At 59.3% G+C, this 16514-nt stretch carries 15 protein-coding genes; 7 read left to right on the plus strand and 8 right to left on the minus strand.

Annotated elements, in window-relative coordinates:
• Nucleotides 1-288: 288 nt before the first annotated feature.
• The gene (locus FFR93_RS34315; protein WP_138396457.1) at nucleotides 289-3672 is read left to right on the plus strand and encodes an ATP-binding protein; all 3384 of its coding nucleotides are present in this window, start codon (nucleotides 289-291) and stop codon (nucleotides 3670-3672) included.
• On the plus strand, nucleotides 3665-4582 hold the full coding sequence (locus tag FFR93_RS34320) for a response regulator transcription factor (RefSeq protein WP_064706001.1): 918 nt from the start codon (nucleotides 3665-3667) through the stop codon (nucleotides 4580-4582). The genes FFR93_RS34315 and FFR93_RS34320 overlap by 8 nt, the downstream gene beginning before the upstream one ends.
• Nucleotides 4583-4764: 182 nt before the next feature.
• On the opposite strand, the gene FFR93_RS34325 is transcribed toward FFR93_RS34320, so the two are convergent.
• The 6 genes from FFR93_RS34325 to FFR93_RS34350 all read right to left on the minus strand — a co-directional run bounded on the left by FFR93_RS34325 (nucleotide 4765) and on the right by FFR93_RS34350 (nucleotide 10296).
• On the minus strand, nucleotides 4765-5886 hold the full coding sequence (locus FFR93_RS34325; protein ID WP_064706002.1) for a branched-chain amino acid ABC transporter substrate-binding protein: 1122 nt from the start codon (nucleotides 5884-5886) through the stop codon (nucleotides 4765-4767).
• Between the two features lie 120 nt (nucleotides 5887-6006).
• A complete protein-coding gene (locus FFR93_RS34330) occupies nucleotides 6007-6360 on the minus strand; it encodes a DUF6867 family protein (protein ID WP_064706003.1) in 354 nt (117 codons plus the stop codon).
• Between the two features lie 19 nt (nucleotides 6361-6379).
• Nucleotides 6380-7123: an ABC transporter ATP-binding protein gene (locus FFR93_RS34335; RefSeq protein ID WP_171049302.1), complete on the minus strand. Its 744-nt coding sequence runs from the start codon at nucleotides 7121-7123 to the stop codon at nucleotides 6380-6382.
• Nucleotides 7123-7998: an ABC transporter ATP-binding protein gene (locus FFR93_RS34340; RefSeq protein ID WP_138396458.1), complete on the minus strand. Its 876-nt coding sequence runs from the start codon at nucleotides 7996-7998 to the stop codon at nucleotides 7123-7125. The genes FFR93_RS34335 and FFR93_RS34340 overlap by 1 nt, the downstream gene beginning before the upstream one ends.
• A complete protein-coding gene (gene livM / locus FFR93_RS34345) occupies nucleotides 7998-9389 on the minus strand; it encodes a high-affinity branched-chain amino acid ABC transporter permease LivM (protein ID WP_064706005.1) in 1392 nt (463 codons plus the stop codon). Before livM ends, FFR93_RS34340 begins: the two co-directional genes overlap by 1 nt.
• A 4-nt stretch (nucleotides 9390-9393) precedes the next feature.
• Nucleotides 9394-10296 carry a branched-chain amino acid ABC transporter permease LivH gene (locus FFR93_RS34350; protein WP_064706006.1) on the minus strand — a complete coding sequence of 301 codons (903 nt, stop codon included), beginning with the start codon at nucleotides 10294-10296 and terminating at the stop codon, nucleotides 9394-9396.
• Between the two features lie 533 nt (nucleotides 10297-10829).
• On the opposite strand from FFR93_RS34350, the gene cysQ reads away from it, so the two are divergent.
• The 3 genes from cysQ to FFR93_RS34370 all read left to right on the plus strand — a co-directional run bounded on the left by cysQ (nucleotide 10830) and on the right by FFR93_RS34370 (nucleotide 13874).
• Nucleotides 10830-11627 (plus strand): 3'(2'),5'-bisphosphate nucleotidase CysQ, encoded by a 798-nt coding sequence (gene cysQ, locus FFR93_RS34360; protein ID WP_138396459.1) that lies wholly within the window; start codon nucleotides 10830-10832, stop codon nucleotides 11625-11627.
• A gap of 637 nt (nucleotides 11628-12264) precedes the next feature.
• Nucleotides 12265-12990, plus strand: a complete 726-nt coding sequence (locus FFR93_RS34365) for a sugar transferase (RefSeq protein WP_064706008.1) — start codon at nucleotides 12265-12267, stop codon at nucleotides 12988-12990.
• Between the two features lie 608 nt (nucleotides 12991-13598).
• Nucleotides 13599-13874: a DUF1153 domain-containing protein gene (locus FFR93_RS34370; RefSeq protein ID WP_007533628.1), complete on the plus strand. Its 276-nt coding sequence runs from the start codon at nucleotides 13599-13601 to the stop codon at nucleotides 13872-13874.
• Nucleotides 13875-13894: 20 nt separating this feature from the next.
• On the opposite strand, the gene FFR93_RS34375 is transcribed toward FFR93_RS34370, so the two are convergent.
• The gene (locus FFR93_RS34375) at nucleotides 13895-14362 is read right to left on the minus strand and encodes a paraquat-inducible protein A (RefSeq protein WP_064711354.1); all 468 of its coding nucleotides are present in this window, start codon (nucleotides 14360-14362) and stop codon (nucleotides 13895-13897) included.
• Nucleotides 14363-14496: 134 nt separating this feature from the next.
• Here FFR93_RS34375 and FFR93_RS34380 point away from each other — a divergent pair, with 134 nt between their 5' ends.
• Nucleotides 14497-14775 (plus strand): GNAT family N-acetyltransferase, encoded by a 279-nt coding sequence (locus FFR93_RS34380; protein WP_138396460.1) that lies wholly within the window; start codon nucleotides 14497-14499, stop codon nucleotides 14773-14775.
• Between the two features lie 150 nt (nucleotides 14776-14925).
• Here the strand turns inward: FFR93_RS34380 and FFR93_RS34385 are convergent, their stop codons facing one another.
• Entirely contained in the window at nucleotides 14926-15276 is a 351-nt protein-coding gene (locus FFR93_RS34385; protein ID WP_064695510.1) for a hypothetical protein, read from the minus strand.
• A gap of 435 nt (nucleotides 15277-15711) precedes the next feature.
• On the opposite strand from FFR93_RS34385, the gene ctrA reads away from it, so the two are divergent.
• Nucleotides 15712-16413 carry a cell cycle two-component system response regulator CtrA gene (gene ctrA, locus FFR93_RS34390; protein WP_007533606.1) on the plus strand — a complete coding sequence of 234 codons (702 nt, stop codon included), beginning with the start codon at nucleotides 15712-15714 and terminating at the stop codon, nucleotides 16411-16413.
• Nucleotides 16414-16514: the final 101 nt, after the last annotated feature.

Raw genomic sequence — 16514 nt, forward strand, 5'->3', positions numbered from 1 at the left:
AGGAGGGGCGCCCCTCCCCAGAGCATGGCGTTCCAATTGCCGGTGGAATTATCCGCTGATCGTCAGGCTGGCCGAGGTCGGGCTGCACTGAGGCGGCAAAGGCTCAAAGCAGACATTGGTGTAATGGTTGAACGAACAGCGCGAGAGTTAGAGCGCTCATGCGACAGACCGCTTTCAAAAATATCGCCGTTCTGTGAACCCGCCGGTGTTCCGCCTCTTGCCTTTCCCGCTCATCCCGCCAAAACTGCCCGGAAGACGATAAGCTAACCGGAGCGCCGGAAAGAGGGCATGACAGCGCGTCAACGCATCATTCCGGTGAGACGCGAATATAATCGCTGGGTCGCCAATCAGACGCTGGAAGATTACGCGTTGCGGTTTACCGCAAAGAGCGCCCGGCATTTCTCCTCCGAGCGCATTTCGCAGACGGCGATCGGCGCGATTTCGTTCCTGGCGCTGGAGGCGATCGGTGGCGCGATCACCCTCTCATACGGCACCACGAATGCCTTCTATGCCATCATCGGCGCCTCGATTGCCATGCTTGCGATCGGATGGCCGATCAGTCGCTATGCCATCCGTCACGGCGTCGACATCGATCTTCTGACGCGCGGCGCCGGCTTCGGCTATATCGGCTCGACCATCACCTCGCTGATCTATGCGAGCTTCACCTTCATGCTGTTTGCGATCGAAGCCTCGATCATGTCCGGGGCGCTGGAACTCACCCTCGGCATACCGCTCTGGATCGGCTATATCGTCAGCGCCGTCATGGTAATTCCGCTGGTGACGCACGGCGTACGGCTGATCAGCAAGTTCCAGCTGATGACCCAGCCCTTCTGGATCGTGTTGAACATCCTGCCCTTCATCTTCATCGCCTTCATGGACTGGGAAAAGTTCGATCTCTGGCGCGCCTTCGCCGGCATCCGCGACGCCTCCGGCCCTCCGGGAACCGTCGCCGAATTTGATTTGATTGAATTCGGCGCAGCTTCCGCCGTTATCCTGGCGCTGATGTCGCAGATCGGCGAACAGGCCGATTTCCTGCGCTTCCTGCCGCCGGTCCCGCAGCGCAAGTGGCGCCATCGCCTCGCCGTCTTCCTCGCCGGTCCTGGCTGGGTCATCATCGGGGCGCCGAAACTGCTTGCTGGCTCGTTCCTTGTCGTGCTGACCTTCACCTCGGGCGTGCCTCTCGACCGTGCCGCCGATCCGGCGCAGATGTATCTGACCGCCTTCGGCTACATGGTTCCCTGGCACAACGCCGCACTGCTGTTGATGGCGGCCTTTGTCGTTGTCTCGCAGCTGAAAATCAACGTGATGAACGCCTATGCCGGATCGCTAGCCTGGTCGAATTTCTTCTCGCGACTGACACACAGCCATCCCGGCCGCGTTATCTGGCTGGTGTTCAACGTCGCGATCGCGCTGCTTTTGATGGAGCTCGGCATCTACAGGCTACTGGAAGAGACGCTCGGCATCTTCTCGATCATCGCCATGGCCTGGCTCTGCACGATATCAGCCGATCTTTTCATCAACAAGCCGCTGGGGCTCGCCCCTCCCGGAATCGAATTCAAGCGCGCCCATCTCTACGATATCAACCCGGTCGGTCTAGGCGCCATGACGCTGTCGGCAACGGTATCGCTGGTCGCCCATTTCGGCGCTTTCGGCGAGACAGCCGCTTCGCTCGCACCCTATATCACCCTCGTCATCGCGCTCATCGCCACGCCTACGCTCGCCTGGGCGACGAATGGCAAATTCTATCTCGCCCGCAAACCGCGCCAGAGCTGGAAGAAGCTGACGAGCATCACCTGCTCGGTCTGCGAACATCCTTTCGAGCCGGAAGATATGGCATGGTGCCCGGCATACGCCGCGCCGATCTGCTCGCTCTGCTGCTCGCTAGACAGCCGCTGCCACGACATGTGCAAGCCGGCGGCCCGTTTCAACGCGCAGGTCGGCACCGTCGCTAGGACGCTGCTGCCGGAAAGCATCATCGGCAAGCTGACGACGCGCCTCGGACGCTATGGCATCGCTGTCGCACTGGCGCTGACCGCCATCGGTGCGATCCTGGCGATGATCGCCCATCAGGTCGCCTCCGCCTCGCCCGAGACGGCCGAAGTCGTCAACCGCACCATCCTCATCGTCTTCTTCGTCTTCTCGGTAATTTCCGGCGTCGTCTGCTGGTTCTATGTGCTCGCCCATGACAGCCGCGTCGTCGCAGAGGAGGAGTCCTCGCGCCAGAACACGCTGCTGCTCAAGGAGATCGCCGCCCACAAGAAGACCGACGCCGCCCTGCAGAATGCCAAGGAAACGGCCGAAGCCGCCAACCGCGCCAAGAGCCGCTATGTCGTCGGCCTCAGCCACGAACTGCGCACGCCGCTGAACGCCGTGCTTGGCTATGCCCAGATCCTCGAGCGCGACGAGACGATCCCGGCGCCGCGCCAATCCTCGATCAAGGTCATCCGCCGCAGCGCCGAGCATCTCTCCGGCCTGATCGATGGTCTTCTCGACATCTCCAAGATCGAGGCCGGCCGCCTGCAGGTCTACTCCAATGAGACCAACATCCAGGATTTCCTCGACCAGATCATCGAGTTGTTCCGCCCGCAGGCGCAGGCGAAGGGGCTTGCCTTCTTGCATGAGCGCTCGCCAGCCCTGCCGCAATTCGTCCGCACCGATGAAAAGCGGCTGCGCCAGATCCTCGTCAACCTGCTCTCCAATGCCATCAAGTTCACCGACGAGGGCAGCGTCACCTTCGATGTCGGCTATCGGAGCCAGGTTGCGACCTTCACCGTCACCGATACCGGCCGCGGCATCGCCGAGAAGGACCTGACGCGCATCTACGAACCCTTCCAGCGGGGCGAGGCAGACAGCGTGCGGCCGATGCCTGGCCTTGGCCTCGGCCTTACCATTACGCGACTTCTGACCAACACGCTCGGCGGCGAGATTGCGGTTTCGAGCGTCAAGGACGAAGGTTCGACCTTCCGCGTGCGGTTGATGCTGTCCGCCGTCATGCGCGCCGCCGCTCCGCCGCAGGAAAAACGCATCGCCGGCTACGACGGCCCGCGCCGCACAATCGTCGTCGTCGATGACAATGAGGATCACCGCGAGATGATGCGCGAAATCCTCGCGCCGCTCGATTTCACCGTGCTCACGGCGGCAGGAGGTGCGGAATGCCTGACGCTGATCGACGGCATCATGCCCGATCTCTTCCTCGTGGATATACTGATGCCCGGCATGAGCGGCTGGCAGCTCGTCTCGCGCCTGCGCGAGGCCGGCCAGACAGCGCCGGTGCTGATGCTTTCGGCCAATATCGGCGATGCGATGGTTCTGAGCGATAGCGACGACAGCCACAATGATGCCATCGGCAAACCGGTCGATATCCGCCAGCTGCGCGACAGGCTCGCTTTGCATCTCGGCCTGAACTGGGTCTATGCCGATGAGGCGCCCATCGCTCCTGCAAAGACCGAAGCGCCGATGCTGAGCCCGGGTGCTGCCCATGTGCAGGAATTGCTGCGGCTCGGCGAGATCGGCTACATCAGGGGCATCGAAGCCAAGCTTTCGGACCTTGCCAACCTGGAGGAAAATCGGCCATTCACGGAAGCTCTTCGACCCTATGTCGCCGCCTTCGATCTGGCCGGCTTCATGACCTTCCTAAACGACTTCGACGAAAAGGTGGAATACATTGGCTGAGCCGGCCCTCCCTCGCGACATTGTTCTGCTTGTCGACGACTCGCCCGAAGCGCTCGGCTTCCTCACAGATGCGCTCGAACAGTCCGGCTTCTCCGTTCTGATCGCCACCTCGGGCACGGCAGCACTTGGCATCGTAGAGCGGATCACGCCCGATCTCATCCTGCTCGACGCCGTCATGCCTGTGATGGACGGCTTCGAGACCTGCCGCAGGCTGAAGGCGAATGCCGCCGTCGCCCAGGTGCCGGTCATCTTCATGACCGGCCTGACGGAAACCGAGCATGTCGTGCATGCGCTGGAATCCGGCGGCGTCGACTACCTCAGCAAGCCGATCAACATCGACGAACTGCGCGCCCGCATCCGCGTTCACCTGCGCAATGCCCGCTCGACCCAGAGCGCCCGTGTTGCACTCGATGCCGCCGGCCGCCATTTGTTGGCTGTCAAGGGCGATGGCGCCATCCATTGGTCGACGCCGCAGGCGACGCGGCTGGTCAATGCCGCCTTGGGCAGCGACGACGGCATGGAGATCGTCGTCCGCCAAATCGCTGGCTGGATGCGCGACCGCATGGCAGCAGCGCGCGATGGCATCATCTCGATCACCCATGCTGGCCAGGCTGCGCTGCAGCTCGCCTTCCTCGGCGCGATCGGCCCGGACGAATATCTCTTCCGTCTTACCGCCGCCAGCCAGCGCAGCGATGATGAGGTGCTGCGCCAGCGCTTCTCGCTCACGCAACGGGAATCCGAAGTGCTGCTCTGGATTGCCAAGGGCAAAGCCAACCGCGATATCGGCGAAATACTGGGACTGTCGGCGCGCACCGTGAACAAACACCTCGAGCAGATCTACGTGAAGCTCGGCGTGGAAAACCGGGCATCGGCCGCAGTCAAGGCGACGCATGTCCTGCATGAGATGTGAGGGATAGCGGAGGGCCTTCCGTGGTTCGCGTCTCCTCCGCCGCACCGCCGACATGCGGCAGCAGATTCCACTTCTCCCTCCGTGCAAGCCAGCGCCGCGTCCGCGGTGGTGAAGTGCTGCCAAAAAAGAAGCCCGGTCGAAACCGGGCTTCAATGATCATATTCTCGGAAAGGAAGTAAAGCTTACATGCCCTGCGGGACGTAGGTGTACTTGCCGTCCGGGCCCTTCTTCCATTCGTACATGATGTAACCAGGAATTTTCGGGTCGCCCTTTTCGTCGAACGAGATGTCGCCGAGAACGGTCGGGAACGGACCCTTTTCCTTCATCGCCGTGGCGACGGCTTCAGGATCGAGCGAACCGGCAGCCTTGGCAGCACCGGCGATCGCCTGCATCGCGGCGTAGGAATAGAGCGTGTAGGCTTCAGGATTGAAACCGGCAGCCTTGAACTTTTCGACGAGTTCCTTGTTGGCCGGGTTCAGCGTCGGATCGGGGCCGAAGGTGTTCAGGGTCCCGGCAACGGCGTCGCCAGCGATCGATGCCAGTTCGTTCGAAACGATACCATCGCCCGAAACCAGCGTTGCCTTCAGGCCCTGGTCGGCAGCCTGACGGATGATGAGACCGGCTTCGGTGTGCAGACCGCCCCAATAGATGATCGAGACACCGGCTTCCTTCATCTTGGCGATGAGGGCCGAGAAGTCCTTGTCGCCGACGTTGATGCCTTCGTACATGGCTTCCGTGACACCAGCGGCATTCATGGCCTTCTTGGTTTCGTCGGCGAGGCCCTGACCGTAGGGGGTCTTGTCATGGACGACTGCGATCTTGGCGTCCTTGAAGTGGTCGGCAAGATACTTGCCGGCAATGGCGCCCTGCTGGTCGTCACGGCCGCAGGTGCGGAACGTGTTCCAGAGGCCGCGCTCGGTGAACTTCGGGTTCGTGGCGGCCGGGGTGATTTCGAGAATGCCGTTTTCGGCGTAGACTTCCGAAGCCGGGATGGAAACGCCCGAGTTGAAGTGGCCGATGACGAACTTGACGCCGTCGGCAACGAATTTGTTAGCGACCGAAATGCCCTGCTTCGGGTCGGAGACGTCGTCGCCGAGCTCGATCTTGATCTGCTCGCCGTTGATGCCGCCGGCAGCGTTGATGTCGGCAGCCGCCTGCTCGGCACCCTTCTGAAGCTGAGCGCCGAAAGCGGCGTTCGGGCCGGTCAGCGGACCAGCCACGGCGATGAGGACGTCGGCCCAAGCGTTGCCGCTGAAGGCGACCATCGCCGTCAGAGCCACTGCCGACAGAAGAGACTTCTTCATATTGTTACTCCCAATTTTTGGGCGGGTTCCGGTCCAAGGCCCGACGCATTACCCACCATTGACTGCGCCAGGAAAGCTGTTCCACTCTGAAGGCAATTCATGCCTAGTTTCAACGGACTGTCAATGTTTGTCCTTCCACGAAAACGCGGAAGTTTTTTCGTACAGCCAGTAATAGTTGTTGACCATTTGATTGGTGCGGCGGTAGCGGAAGCCGGCCGTCGAGAAGACCAGCAGCGTCACGAAGTCGAGGATATAGTAAAAGGCGTTGAGCATCGGCCCATTGAACAAGGCATGATGCAGGAACTGCATCGCCCAGGCGAGCAGAAATGTGTAGACGATGACCAGCGGATAGTCGCCCCAGCCCTCGGCAACCGCTTTGCCAGCGCGCCAAGCCGTCCAGAAGCCTAAGAGCAAGACGATGACACGGATCGCCACAAGGGGACCGGCATCCGCTTCGAAGAAAAGTCCCTGCATATCAAACTCTCCTTTCGACCTAGTGTCTTCCGCCTTCGAGATAGGCGGCGCGGACCTCGGGATTGGCAAGAAGCTCCTTGCCGGAGCCGCTCATCGTCACCTTGCCGTTCACCATCACGTAGGCGCGGTGAGAAAGCCTGAGGGCGGCGAACGCGTTCTGCTCGACGAGGAAAACGGTTAGCCCCTCCGCCTCGTTGAGCTTCTTGATCGCCTCGAAGATGCCCTTGACGATCAGCGGCGCAAGTCCGAGCGAGGGTTCGTCGAGAAGCAATAGCTTCGGGCGCGCCATCAGCGCGCGGCCGATCGACAGCATCTGCTGCTCACCGCCCGAAAGTGTTCCGCCACGCTGGGCATGACGTTCCTTGAGACGCGGGAAGAGCGTGAAGATCTTCTCGACGTCTTCGGCGAAGTGTTTCAGATTGTCGAGGCCGGCGCCCATCTGGAGATTTTCCATGACCGTCATGCGCGGAAAGATGCGGCGCCCTTCCGGCGACTGCGCAATGCGCAGCCGTGCGATTTCGTGTGTGGGCATACGGGTGATCTCGCGGCCCTCGAAGACGACCGAACCGGTGCGCGCCTGGGGGCTGCCGCAGATCGTCATCATCAGCGTCGACTTGCCGGCGCCGTTGGCGCCAATCAGGCTGACGATCTCGCCCTTGTTGACCTGTACATCAATGCCGGCGAGCGCTCGGATATTGCCATAATAAGTTTCGACGCCATTCACCTGAAGGAGCGGTTGACCCGTCATTACTGCATCGCCCATCAGTTTGCGCCTCCTTCGAGCTGCTCGACGGTTGCGATCACCTCTTCCACTTCTTCATCCTCGACGCCGAGATAGGCCGCAATGACCCGCGGATCGTTCTTCACGTGATCCGGCGTGCCATCGGAAATCTTCTGACCATATTCGAGGACGACGACGTGGTCGGAGATTTCCATGACCACCGACATGTCGTGCTCAATCAGCAGGATCGACGTTCCGGTTTCGGCGCGAATGCTCTTGAGCAGCGCGTTGAGCGTTGCCGATTCCCGTGGGTTGAGGCCGGCAGCCGGTTCATCCAGACAAAGCAGCTCCGGGCCGGTGCACATGGCGCGGGCGATTTCCAGACGCCGCTGGGCGCCGTAGGGCAAATCGCCGGCGGGGTCGTCGGCACGGTCGATCAGGTCGGCCTTCTCGAGCCAGAAACGGGCGAGCTCGATCGCCCCGGCCGCTTCCCGCTTATAGGGGCCGACACCGATAAGGCCGAGGATCGTATAACCCGATGCCTTCATCAGCTTGTTGTGCTGGGCAACCAGCAGGTTTTCGAGAACGGTCAGACCGGAGAACAGCCGGATGTTCTGGAAGGTACGCGCGACCTTGGCATCCCTCGTGATGCGAAAATCCGGCAGGCGCTCTAGCAGATATTGCTTGCCGCTCTTCTGGTTGAACGTGATCATCCCCATTGTCGGCTTGTAAAAGCCGGTGATGCAGTTGAAAACAGTGGTCTTGCCTGCGCCGTTCGGCCCGATCAGAGCGGTGATATCGCCGCGCTTCGCTTCGAAGGAGAAGTCGTTGATGGCCATCAGGCCGCCGAACTTCATCGACAGATGTTCGACCTTGAGAAGGGTGTCATCAGACATAGTATTCGTTACGGGGCTCATCAACCATGGCCCTCCTTGATAAAGCTTCCGGATATCGCCTTGCGCTCTCTGAGGAAGGCTGTCGGCTCACGCGAGCCGACGAAGCCGCGCGGCTTGAACAGCATGACGATGACCATGGCGAGGCCGAAGATCAACATGCGGTAAAGTTCCGGCGTAAAATCCGGTCCGAAGATGAGTTTTAGGAAGCTCATCTCGCGCAGCAACTCGGTGCCGCCGACCATGACGATGGCGGCGATTGCAATGCCGGTCAATGACCCCATGCCGCCAAGGACAACGATGGCGAGAATGACGGCCGATTCCAGGAAGACGAAGGATTCCGGCGAGACGAAGCCCTGGCGGGCGGCGAAGAACGAGCCGGCGAAACCGGCAAACATCGCGCCTGTCGCAAAGGCGGTTAGCTTAGTCGTCACCGTGTTGATGCCGAGCGAACGGCAGGCGATCTCATCCTCGCGCAAAGCTTCCCAGGCGCGTCCAATCGGCATGCGGCGCAGCCGGATGGTGACATAGGCTGTCAGCATGCAGAGCGCCAGGATCAAATAGAACAGGAAGATCTTGTAATAGGCCGAGGATATTGGCAGGTGAAACAGCTTCGCAAAACCGCCGGCCGTCGCGTCGAAGGGAATGCCGAAGAGGGTTGCCTTCGGGATGCTGGAGATACCGAAGGTGCCCTTCGTCACTTCAGTCCAGTTGATGAGGACGAGACGAATGATCTCACCGAAGGCAAGCGTCACGATCGCGAGGTAATCGCCGCGCAAGCGCAGCACCGGGAATCCGAGAATGACGCCCCAAAGCGCCGCGAAGATGCCCGAAAGCGGCAGCAGCACCCAGAAGGACAGGCCGAAATAGCTTGAAAGCAGCGCGTAGGAATAGGCGCCGACGGCATAGAAGGCGACGTAGCCGAGGTCGAGCAGGCCGGCGAGGCCGACGACGATGTTCAACCCCCAGGCGAGCATCACATAGATCAGGATCTGGATGCCAAAATTGTCGACATATGTGAGCGAGCCCTGAGGGCCTTTGATCGCAACCACTACCATCGGATAAAGCAGCAGCGCGATCAGCGCGATCTTCAGGAAATGCCGGTGGAAGAAGCTCTTCTCTGTCGAGATGTCGAGCTCGCCCTCGCGAGCCTTGCTGAGCTTGCGGCGGTCAATATTCGGCCTGATGAAAACGACCATGGCGAAGCGGCCGATAGCGGCGACCGCGACGAAGATCGCAAGCAGGCCCCAGCGCTGGACAATGATCAGCTCATTGCTGATGTTCTGATCGGTCTTGAGGCCGACATAGAGAACAAACATGCCGAACGACAGGACCGCTGCGAAAAGAGCTTCGGTAAGGCCTTTGCGGACAAGTCCGGCATCGGGCTTGCCTACAGAATCTTCGATGTTTGCCATGACGTTATACCTTCTCGACTTCCGGCCGCCCGAGGATGCCGGTCGGCTTGAAGATCAACACGAAAGCCAGGATCGCAAAGGTCGCGACGTCCTTATAAGCGATGGTGAAGTATGCCGACCACAGCGACTCGATAAGGCCGATAAGCAGGCCGCCAAAAACGGCGCCGGGCAACGAGCCGATGCCGCCGAGAACGGCTGCGGTAAATGCCTTCACACCCGGCGTGAACCCGTCAGCGAACGAAGCGACGCCATAATACATCAGATACATCGTGCCGGCGACGGCAGCGAGCGCCGCACCCATGACGAAGGTGATCGAGATCGTTTGGTCGACGTTGACGCCGAGCAGCGCCGCCATCTTGCGATCCTGTTCCGTGGCGCGCTGGGCGCGGCCGAGGGCGGTATGATTGACGATGTACCAGAAGACCGTCAGCAGCACCGCCGTGATCAAAATGATGATGATCTGCTTCAGTGACACCGAGATGTTGCCGAACTGGTAAACCGAGCTCACCATCGGCGGGATCGGCTTGTTGCGCGGCCCCTGAGTCACCTGGATGAAGTTGGACAGTACGATCGACATGCCGATCGCGGTGATCAGCGGCGCGAGGCGGAAGGATCCGCGCAGCGGACGGTATGCAACACGCTCGATCGTCCAATTCCACAAACTCGTCATCAGCATCGCGACCACAAGCATCGCCAACAGCAAAATTGCCACAGGGAGACCTGCGAAGATGGATGTGAGGACGAGAAAGACGATAAGAGCGGCGAAACCACCGAGCATGAAAATGTCGCCATGGGCGAAGTTGATCATGCCGATAATGCCATAAACCATCGTATAGCCAATAGCCACAAGGCCATAGATGGATCCGAGCGTCAGCCCATTGAAGAGCTGCTGGACGAAATACTCCATATGTCGCTTTCCCCTGGATGCGAGCGGAAGACGCTGCACCTCTTTTTGGTTATTCGGCTCCCCATGCAGGGACCTCATAGGCCGCATGCATAGCGGTTTCGTTGAAAATGTGAAGACAAAAAGGATTTACTCCAGCAGATTCTTGTTCGAACAGGCCGAAATGGTGCATTTTGAACCAAAATCCACAGAAAATCGGCAAAGACAGACCCATTTTTAGCCAAAACCTCGCCCTGGCTTAACCATCCAGCAATCGAACCTTCAATTTCCTGCGTCGCCTCCGGCGTAAGCTATTCCAGAAGATCAGAAGAAGGCGCAAATTCAGCCCCCGAGCCCTGACTTTTTGCGAATGGTATTTCACAAGCAAATGCCATGATCCTCGCCTGACAGCTGCGTGAACTTATGGTAGCATCTTCAATCTGCGTATCGGGGGTGCGGGACGCGGCGAGAACCACCATATCGAAATCTGGTGCGACAGGGATGGTTGACGGACGAGCGACAGCGGGCGCTCGCCGCGCGGCGGACGGCAAAGGACAATGCTGACGACATTTGAAAAGGCGGCGCTCGAAGCCGGTAGGGCCATCATCGGGGTCTTGCGCGAAGGCTTTCCCATTGCCATGAAGGCGGATGCAAGCCCGGTGACGGTCGCCGACGAGGAAGCCGAACGCATCATACTCGCCCATCTCGCCAGGGATTATCCCGATATACCCGTCGTGGCGGAAGAGTCGGTTGCGGCCGGCAAGGTGCCCGACATTCACGGCCGGGGCTTCTTTTTGGTCGATCCCCTCGACGGCACCCGCGAATTCGTCGACGGACGGCACGAATTCACCGTCAATATAGCCTACATCGAGAACGGCGCCCCGGTCGCGGGGATCGTCTATGCGCCGGCGCTCGGGCTCGCCTTCTGTGGGCAACGTGGCCGTGCCGAAAGGCTCGTCGTCACGGAGGACTTCATCATCGGGGCACGGACCGCAATCACCGTGCGCGAGCAGCCGGACGATCGGCTTGCGCTTGCAAGCCTTCGTCACAACAGCCCGGAGACGGGAACCTTCCTCGCCGATCACGCGATCTCCAAATGCACCAATATCGGCTCCTCGCTGAAATTCTGCCTGCTGGCGGAGGGCAAGGCCGATGTCTATCCACGGTTCACCCGCACAATGGAATGGGACACCGCGGCCGGCGACGCGGTGCTGCGCGCCGCCGGGGGATCGACGGTGACGCTCGACGGAGCGCCGCTGACCTATGGCAAGACGGGAACGGCGGCGGATTTCGACTTCGCCAACCCGAACTTCATCTCCTGGGGCGGCAGGAAACGCGTGCTCGAGCCAGCGTGATCATCGCGGGGAAGTCCGCAAATACTGTGATGGCGCGATACCGCTCATTATGATGTCCTGCACTTGTGGCGCCATGCACAAATGCCTTGGCGCGCAGCGCCCGTCGCGGCCCCAGCTATTAGTTCTCCAGAGATAATCCTGCAGCGATCGAAGCGCAAAGCAGACTGCCGCAGAATCGGCAGGTGATCAGCAACTGCCGAGTCGGGTCTTAACGAGGCCTCATCCAGCAATTTCGACCGCGTCGATTCGGCCTTGATTTTGTCATATTGTGACACAGTTTGAGAACGGCCGAACATAACCGGCGAAAAAATTCACGTCGGAATTCGTTAAAAATGCCGTATGCCAACTGTCGGTCGCGTGTCGAAACAACACGGCGACAGACCCCTGGAAGCCCTCGCCAAAGGCCTAAAAACCTTGACGAAATTCCAATTCTTAACGAAATATCATGAGCTTGCCTCAACTTAACGCAAGTGCGAAAGATTTATTGCGATGCGATATTTCTCTGGACAGCATTACACAATTGTCGCATTTTTCCGTTTTAGTAGGGTTACCAACACCTGAGTGCAGCCCTGGTGACAGGGTAAACCATTGATCGCCTATTGCCGCCGCGCCCCTCGAAGACAACAGAGTACGATCCTTGAGCATCACGGAATTAAACAACACCATTTCGACTGATTCCTTCCGGCCGAGCCGCCGCCAGCAGCCGAGCCTGAAGATTCAAACCCCTGTCATCCACAGCGATGCCTCCCAGGCGCCGTGGGTGGATCTCGCCCTGAAGCGGGCGTTCGACATAGTTTCATCGTTGAGCGCCCTCCTCGTCCTCGCCCCTTTCCTTCTCCTCGTCGCCCTGCTGATCAAGCTCGACAGCCCGGGACCGGTGCTGTTCAAGCAGACCCGCTGGGGTAAGAACTGCAAGGCCATCAAGGTCTACAAGTTCCGTTCCATGCGCACCGATCTCTGCGATGTCTCGGGCGTTGCCCAGACGGTGAAGAACGACCCGCGCATCACCCGCATCGGCGCTATTCTGCGCCGCACTAACATCGATGAGCTGCCGCAGTTGTTGAACGTGCTGTTGGGCGACATGTCGGTCGTCGGTCCTCGCTGCCATGCAATCGGCATGCGCGCCGGCGGCATGCTCTACGAAGAGCTGGTACCGGAATATCATCAACGCCACGCGATGCGCCCCGGTATGACCGGTCTTGCCCAGATGCGTGGCCTGCGTGGCCCGACCGATCGTCCCGCCAAGGCGCGCGCGCGCATCGCCTGTGATCTTTATTATGTCGGGAATTTCTCGATTTGGATGGATATGCGCATCATCGTCGGTACCGTCGTCTCTGAACTGACCGGCGGAAAAGGCTTCTAAGCTTTTAGTGAGAAAGGACCGGCTGCCTCGGGGCAGCCGGTCCTTTCCGGCGACCGCCTGCGTGCGGTTGACCGCATGGGATTCGCGCATCGCGCTCTTCAAACAATCATCGACCATGTGCGACGAGGGAGCGAGAATGATCGCAGTCTCATCGCTGCTCTTGCCTGCCGTCGACAGCGCAGCTCTTCGATCTGGCGCCGGGCAAACGTTTCCGGCGAGCGATCTTCCGGATTGTTGTTCACGAGAGCTGGTCCAGAAGCTCGTACAGCTATAGAACATTGCCATTGGGCACTCCCGAGCCGACATGGACCTGTCTGAGAAGGCGAAAGTGTCTTGTTTCAGGCCAGTGTCGTGGCGCCGTCCCCCCCGCAAACGATCCCTCCTTGCAGATGATCGCTTCATCGGCGTCACCAATCTGCTGCAATGAAAAGGATCGACGCGCCTTTGAAAGCCGGCGACCTTTGGGGCCAATTGCTGATCCGGTCGTTCATTCACCGGCGGCAGCGGGCATCTAAATTTGTTATCAAAGTCTTACGTTGGGCTTAGGCAATTTTTAAATGTGGCAGGCTAGAGTGGCGCTCGTGGTCTTGCGTTGTGTAGAGAGTCCAATGACCGAAATGATACGTCCCCGAGTGAAATATGTCATCGGCCCCGATGGCAGCCCCCTGACCATCGCCGATCTTCCGCCGCCCAATACGCGGCGCTGGGTGATCCGCCGCAAGGCAGAGGTTGTCGCGGCAGTGCGCGGTGGCCTGTTGAGCTTGGAAGAGGCCTGCGAGCGTTACACGCTCACGGTCGAAGAGTTCCTTTCCTGGCAGTCGTCGATCAACAGCCATGGCCTGGCTGGCTTGCGCACCACCCGCATCCAGCAATACCGCCACTGATCGCATGCCATCGTCGACATTTATTTCGGGCCGGACGCATCTCCCATCAGGGAATGAAGAAGGCCCGAAATTATTGACGAGGCGGCGTAGCACCAAAGGCCTGGCTGCGTGAACGCATCCGCCAACCCCGTTGTCTTCGCCGCAGCAATAACGATCGCGACAAGCAGCACGTCCATCATTGACCACTTGGACAGATGCGGCACGACGCGACGATAGAACAGGCTCCCGGCCCCGCCGCCGGCAGCCGTCGCTTCCGCCGCGATCCCGATCATCTTCAGAAGCGGAAGCACGATTGAGACCAGCGCAACGATCGCCGCCAGCAGCGCATCGCCGCCTTGCCAGAGCGAGACGACGATTTCGATGAGCGACGGAGTCTGATCGAAGAAATAAAGCGTCTCGAAACGAACCAGCGGTAAGATGAGCCCGAGTGCCAGGAGGAACGGCGCCGCAACGAGAAGAGCGGGACGGACGATCGAAAGCGCTCTCATTGCCCAGAGGCTCGTGTCGATCCGATATTTTCCATGAACACTGTGTCTCCCTCAGGAATGATTTCACCGGCTTGGCACGGCCGCGCCGCCGTGTCACCGTCGGCGGCAACAATATCTGTGTACGAGGTAAGGCGATGGACATTCGAAATGAAGAAGGCGGCTCCGGCGGCCGTTATGCCGCCGAGGTCGAGGGGCACGAGGCGGAGATGACCTATTCGCGCGCGTCGCCGAAGCTCGTCATCATCGATCATACGGCGGTTCCCGACGCCTTGCGCGGCAAGGGCGTCGGCCAGGCATTGGCGCTTCATGCAGTGGAAGCGGCTCGCGCGGGCGGCTGGAAGATCATCCCGCTCTGCCCTTTCTTCAAGGCGCAAGCGCAACGCCACCCGGAATGGCAGGATGTCGTGAACTGATGCCGTGGCCTGAAGCAGATGAGGTTTGGGCGACGACATTCAGACGTAAAAGGCGAAACACCAAAAGCCATGTATGACGGACAGCGCGCCCGTCATACATGGCTTCTCTCTGGCGATCCTCAGGCGCCGAAGCCGGCGCCCGTTTGTTTTTTAGGCCCTGGCGCGGGCGCCGCTGTCCCGTTCTTCCAGCGCCGTCGCCCTTGCATATTCCGCCTGCATCTCCTCGAGCGCCATTTCCAGCGCCTCTTCCTGCATCTTCAGTTCCTTGATCGAAACCTGCAGGTTGTCGGCCCGCTGACGCGCAGCCTTGGCGAAGGTCGGATAAGCAAAGTGATTCGGGTCTGATATTCCGGACTTCTTTTCCTCGACGACGATCTGGCTCTCCAGATCCTTCGTCATCCGTTCGAATTCGGACATCATCATCTGCAATTGCTGCAATTGACGTCGTTTTTCGTTCACCTGAAACTCCTTCAGGCGGACGAGACTTTCTCGCGACTTCATACGCATTACTCCCGTGATGCGAGACCCCGGCTCAACTTGAAACCGCCCTGCGCGCCGCTTTGACACGGTTTGCTAAAAAATTTCCTGCGATATTAACAAAAACCTACCGCTGGTAACCTTTCGTTTACGGGCATCGTTAATGATAGGCCCGATGATTTAAGGCTCGGTAAATGCCGCGGCAGGAATTCCGAACCTTTTCATTGGTGAGTCGGATGAATCAATTAGCGCTGTTTCTTCATGTTAAACTTGAGGACGCCTTTTTGAGATTCCTATTGGAAAACAGAGAAATGGAAAAATTATTTAATAAATTCGATACTCCTTGCCAGAGTGAATTAGAATTTGTTAACCATTTCGTGGCAGCTTCCAAATCACGTAGCTTATTCGGTATCGTGTAGGGGGCCAGACCACCTTTCGGCGGCGGTAAAGGGGATAATTATGCGGGTACTTCTGATCGAGGATGATAGCGCTACGGCGCAGAGCATCGAGTTGATGCTGAAATCAGAGAGTTTTAATGTTTATACCACCGATCTCGGTGAAGAAGGCGTCGATCTGGGCAAGCTATATGATTACGACATCATCCTGCTCGATCTGAATCTGCCTGACATGTCCGGATATGAAGTGCTCCGCACTCTCCGGCTGTCCAAGGTCAAGACACCGATCCTCATTCTGTCGGGCATGGCCGGCATCGAAGACAAGGTTCGTGGCCTCGGCTTCGGCGCCGACGACTATATGACCAAGCCGTTCCACAAAGACGAGCTCGTCGCCCGCATCCATGCTATCGTCCGCCGCTCTAAAGGCCACGCCCAGTCGGTCATCATGACGGGCGAGTTGATCGTCAACCTCGACGCAAAGACTGTCGAAGTCGGCGGCCAGCGCGTCCACCTGACGGGCAAGGAATACCAGATGCTGGAGCTGCTTTCGCTCCGCAAGGGCACCACCCTCACCAAGGAAATGTTCCTGAACCACCTTTATGGCGGCATGGACGAGCCGGAACTGAAGATCATCGACGTCTTCATCTGCAAGCTTCGCAAGAAACTCGCCAACGCCGCCGGCGGTGCCAACTATATCGAGACCGTTTGGGGCCGTGGCTACGTTCTTCGCGAGCCGGATGGCACCGAATATGCGGAAACCGCTTGATCTTCCGATCCCCCTTATCGGATGACGAAATCCCGCCCTTCCCGGCGGGATTTTTCGTTTCAGCTTCGCCGGCTAAAACGTCGAGATCCATCCAGATGCTG

The sequence above is a fragment of the Rhizobium sp. MHM7A genome, from assembly GCF_005862215.1.
In the GTDB taxonomy this organism is placed as follows: domain Bacteria; phylum Pseudomonadota; class Alphaproteobacteria; order Rhizobiales; family Rhizobiaceae; genus Rhizobium; species Rhizobium bangladeshense.

Bases quoted from the DNA above. Each gene is read 5' to 3' on its own strand.
- FFR93_RS34315 (WP_138396457.1), top strand. From the start codon at position 289: ATGACAGCGCGTCAACGCATCATTCCGGTGAGACGCGAATATAATCGC.
- FFR93_RS34325 (WP_064706002.1), bottom strand. From the start codon at position 5,886: ATGAAGAAGTCTCTTCTGTCGGCAGTGGCTCTGACGGCGATGGTCGCC.
- FFR93_RS34330 (WP_064706003.1), bottom strand. From the start codon at position 6,360: ATGCAGGGACTTTTCTTCGAAGCGGATGCCGGTCCCCTTGTGGCGATC.
- FFR93_RS34335 (WP_171049302.1), bottom strand. From the start codon at position 7,123: ATGGGCGATGCAGTAATGACGGGTCAACCGCTCCTTCAGGTGAATGGC.
- FFR93_RS34340 (WP_138396458.1), bottom strand. From the start codon at position 7,998: ATGAGCCCCGTAACGAATACTATGTCTGATGACACCCTTCTCAAGGTC.
- livM (WP_064706005.1), bottom strand. From the start codon at position 9,389: ATGGCAAACATCGAAGATTCTGTAGGCAAGCCCGATGCCGGACTTGTC.
- FFR93_RS34350 (WP_064706006.1), bottom strand. From the start codon at position 10,296: ATGGAGTATTTCGTCCAGCAGCTCTTCAATGGGCTGACGCTCGGATCC.
- cysQ (WP_138396459.1), top strand. From the start codon at position 10,830: ATGCTGACGACATTTGAAAAGGCGGCGCTCGAAGCCGGTAGGGCCATC.
- FFR93_RS34370 (WP_007533628.1), top strand. From the start codon at position 13,599: ATGACCGAAATGATACGTCCCCGAGTGAAATATGTCATCGGCCCCGAT.
- FFR93_RS34375 (WP_064711354.1), bottom strand. From the start codon at position 14,362: ATGAGAGCGCTTTCGATCGTCCGTCCCGCTCTTCTCGTTGCGGCGCCG.
- FFR93_RS34380 (WP_138396460.1), top strand. From the start codon at position 14,497: ATGGACATTCGAAATGAAGAAGGCGGCTCCGGCGGCCGTTATGCCGCC.
- FFR93_RS34385 (WP_064695510.1), bottom strand. From the start codon at position 15,276: ATGAAGTCGCGAGAAAGTCTCGTCCGCCTGAAGGAGTTTCAGGTGAAC.
- ctrA (WP_007533606.1), top strand. From the start codon at position 15,712: ATGCGGGTACTTCTGATCGAGGATGATAGCGCTACGGCGCAGAGCATC.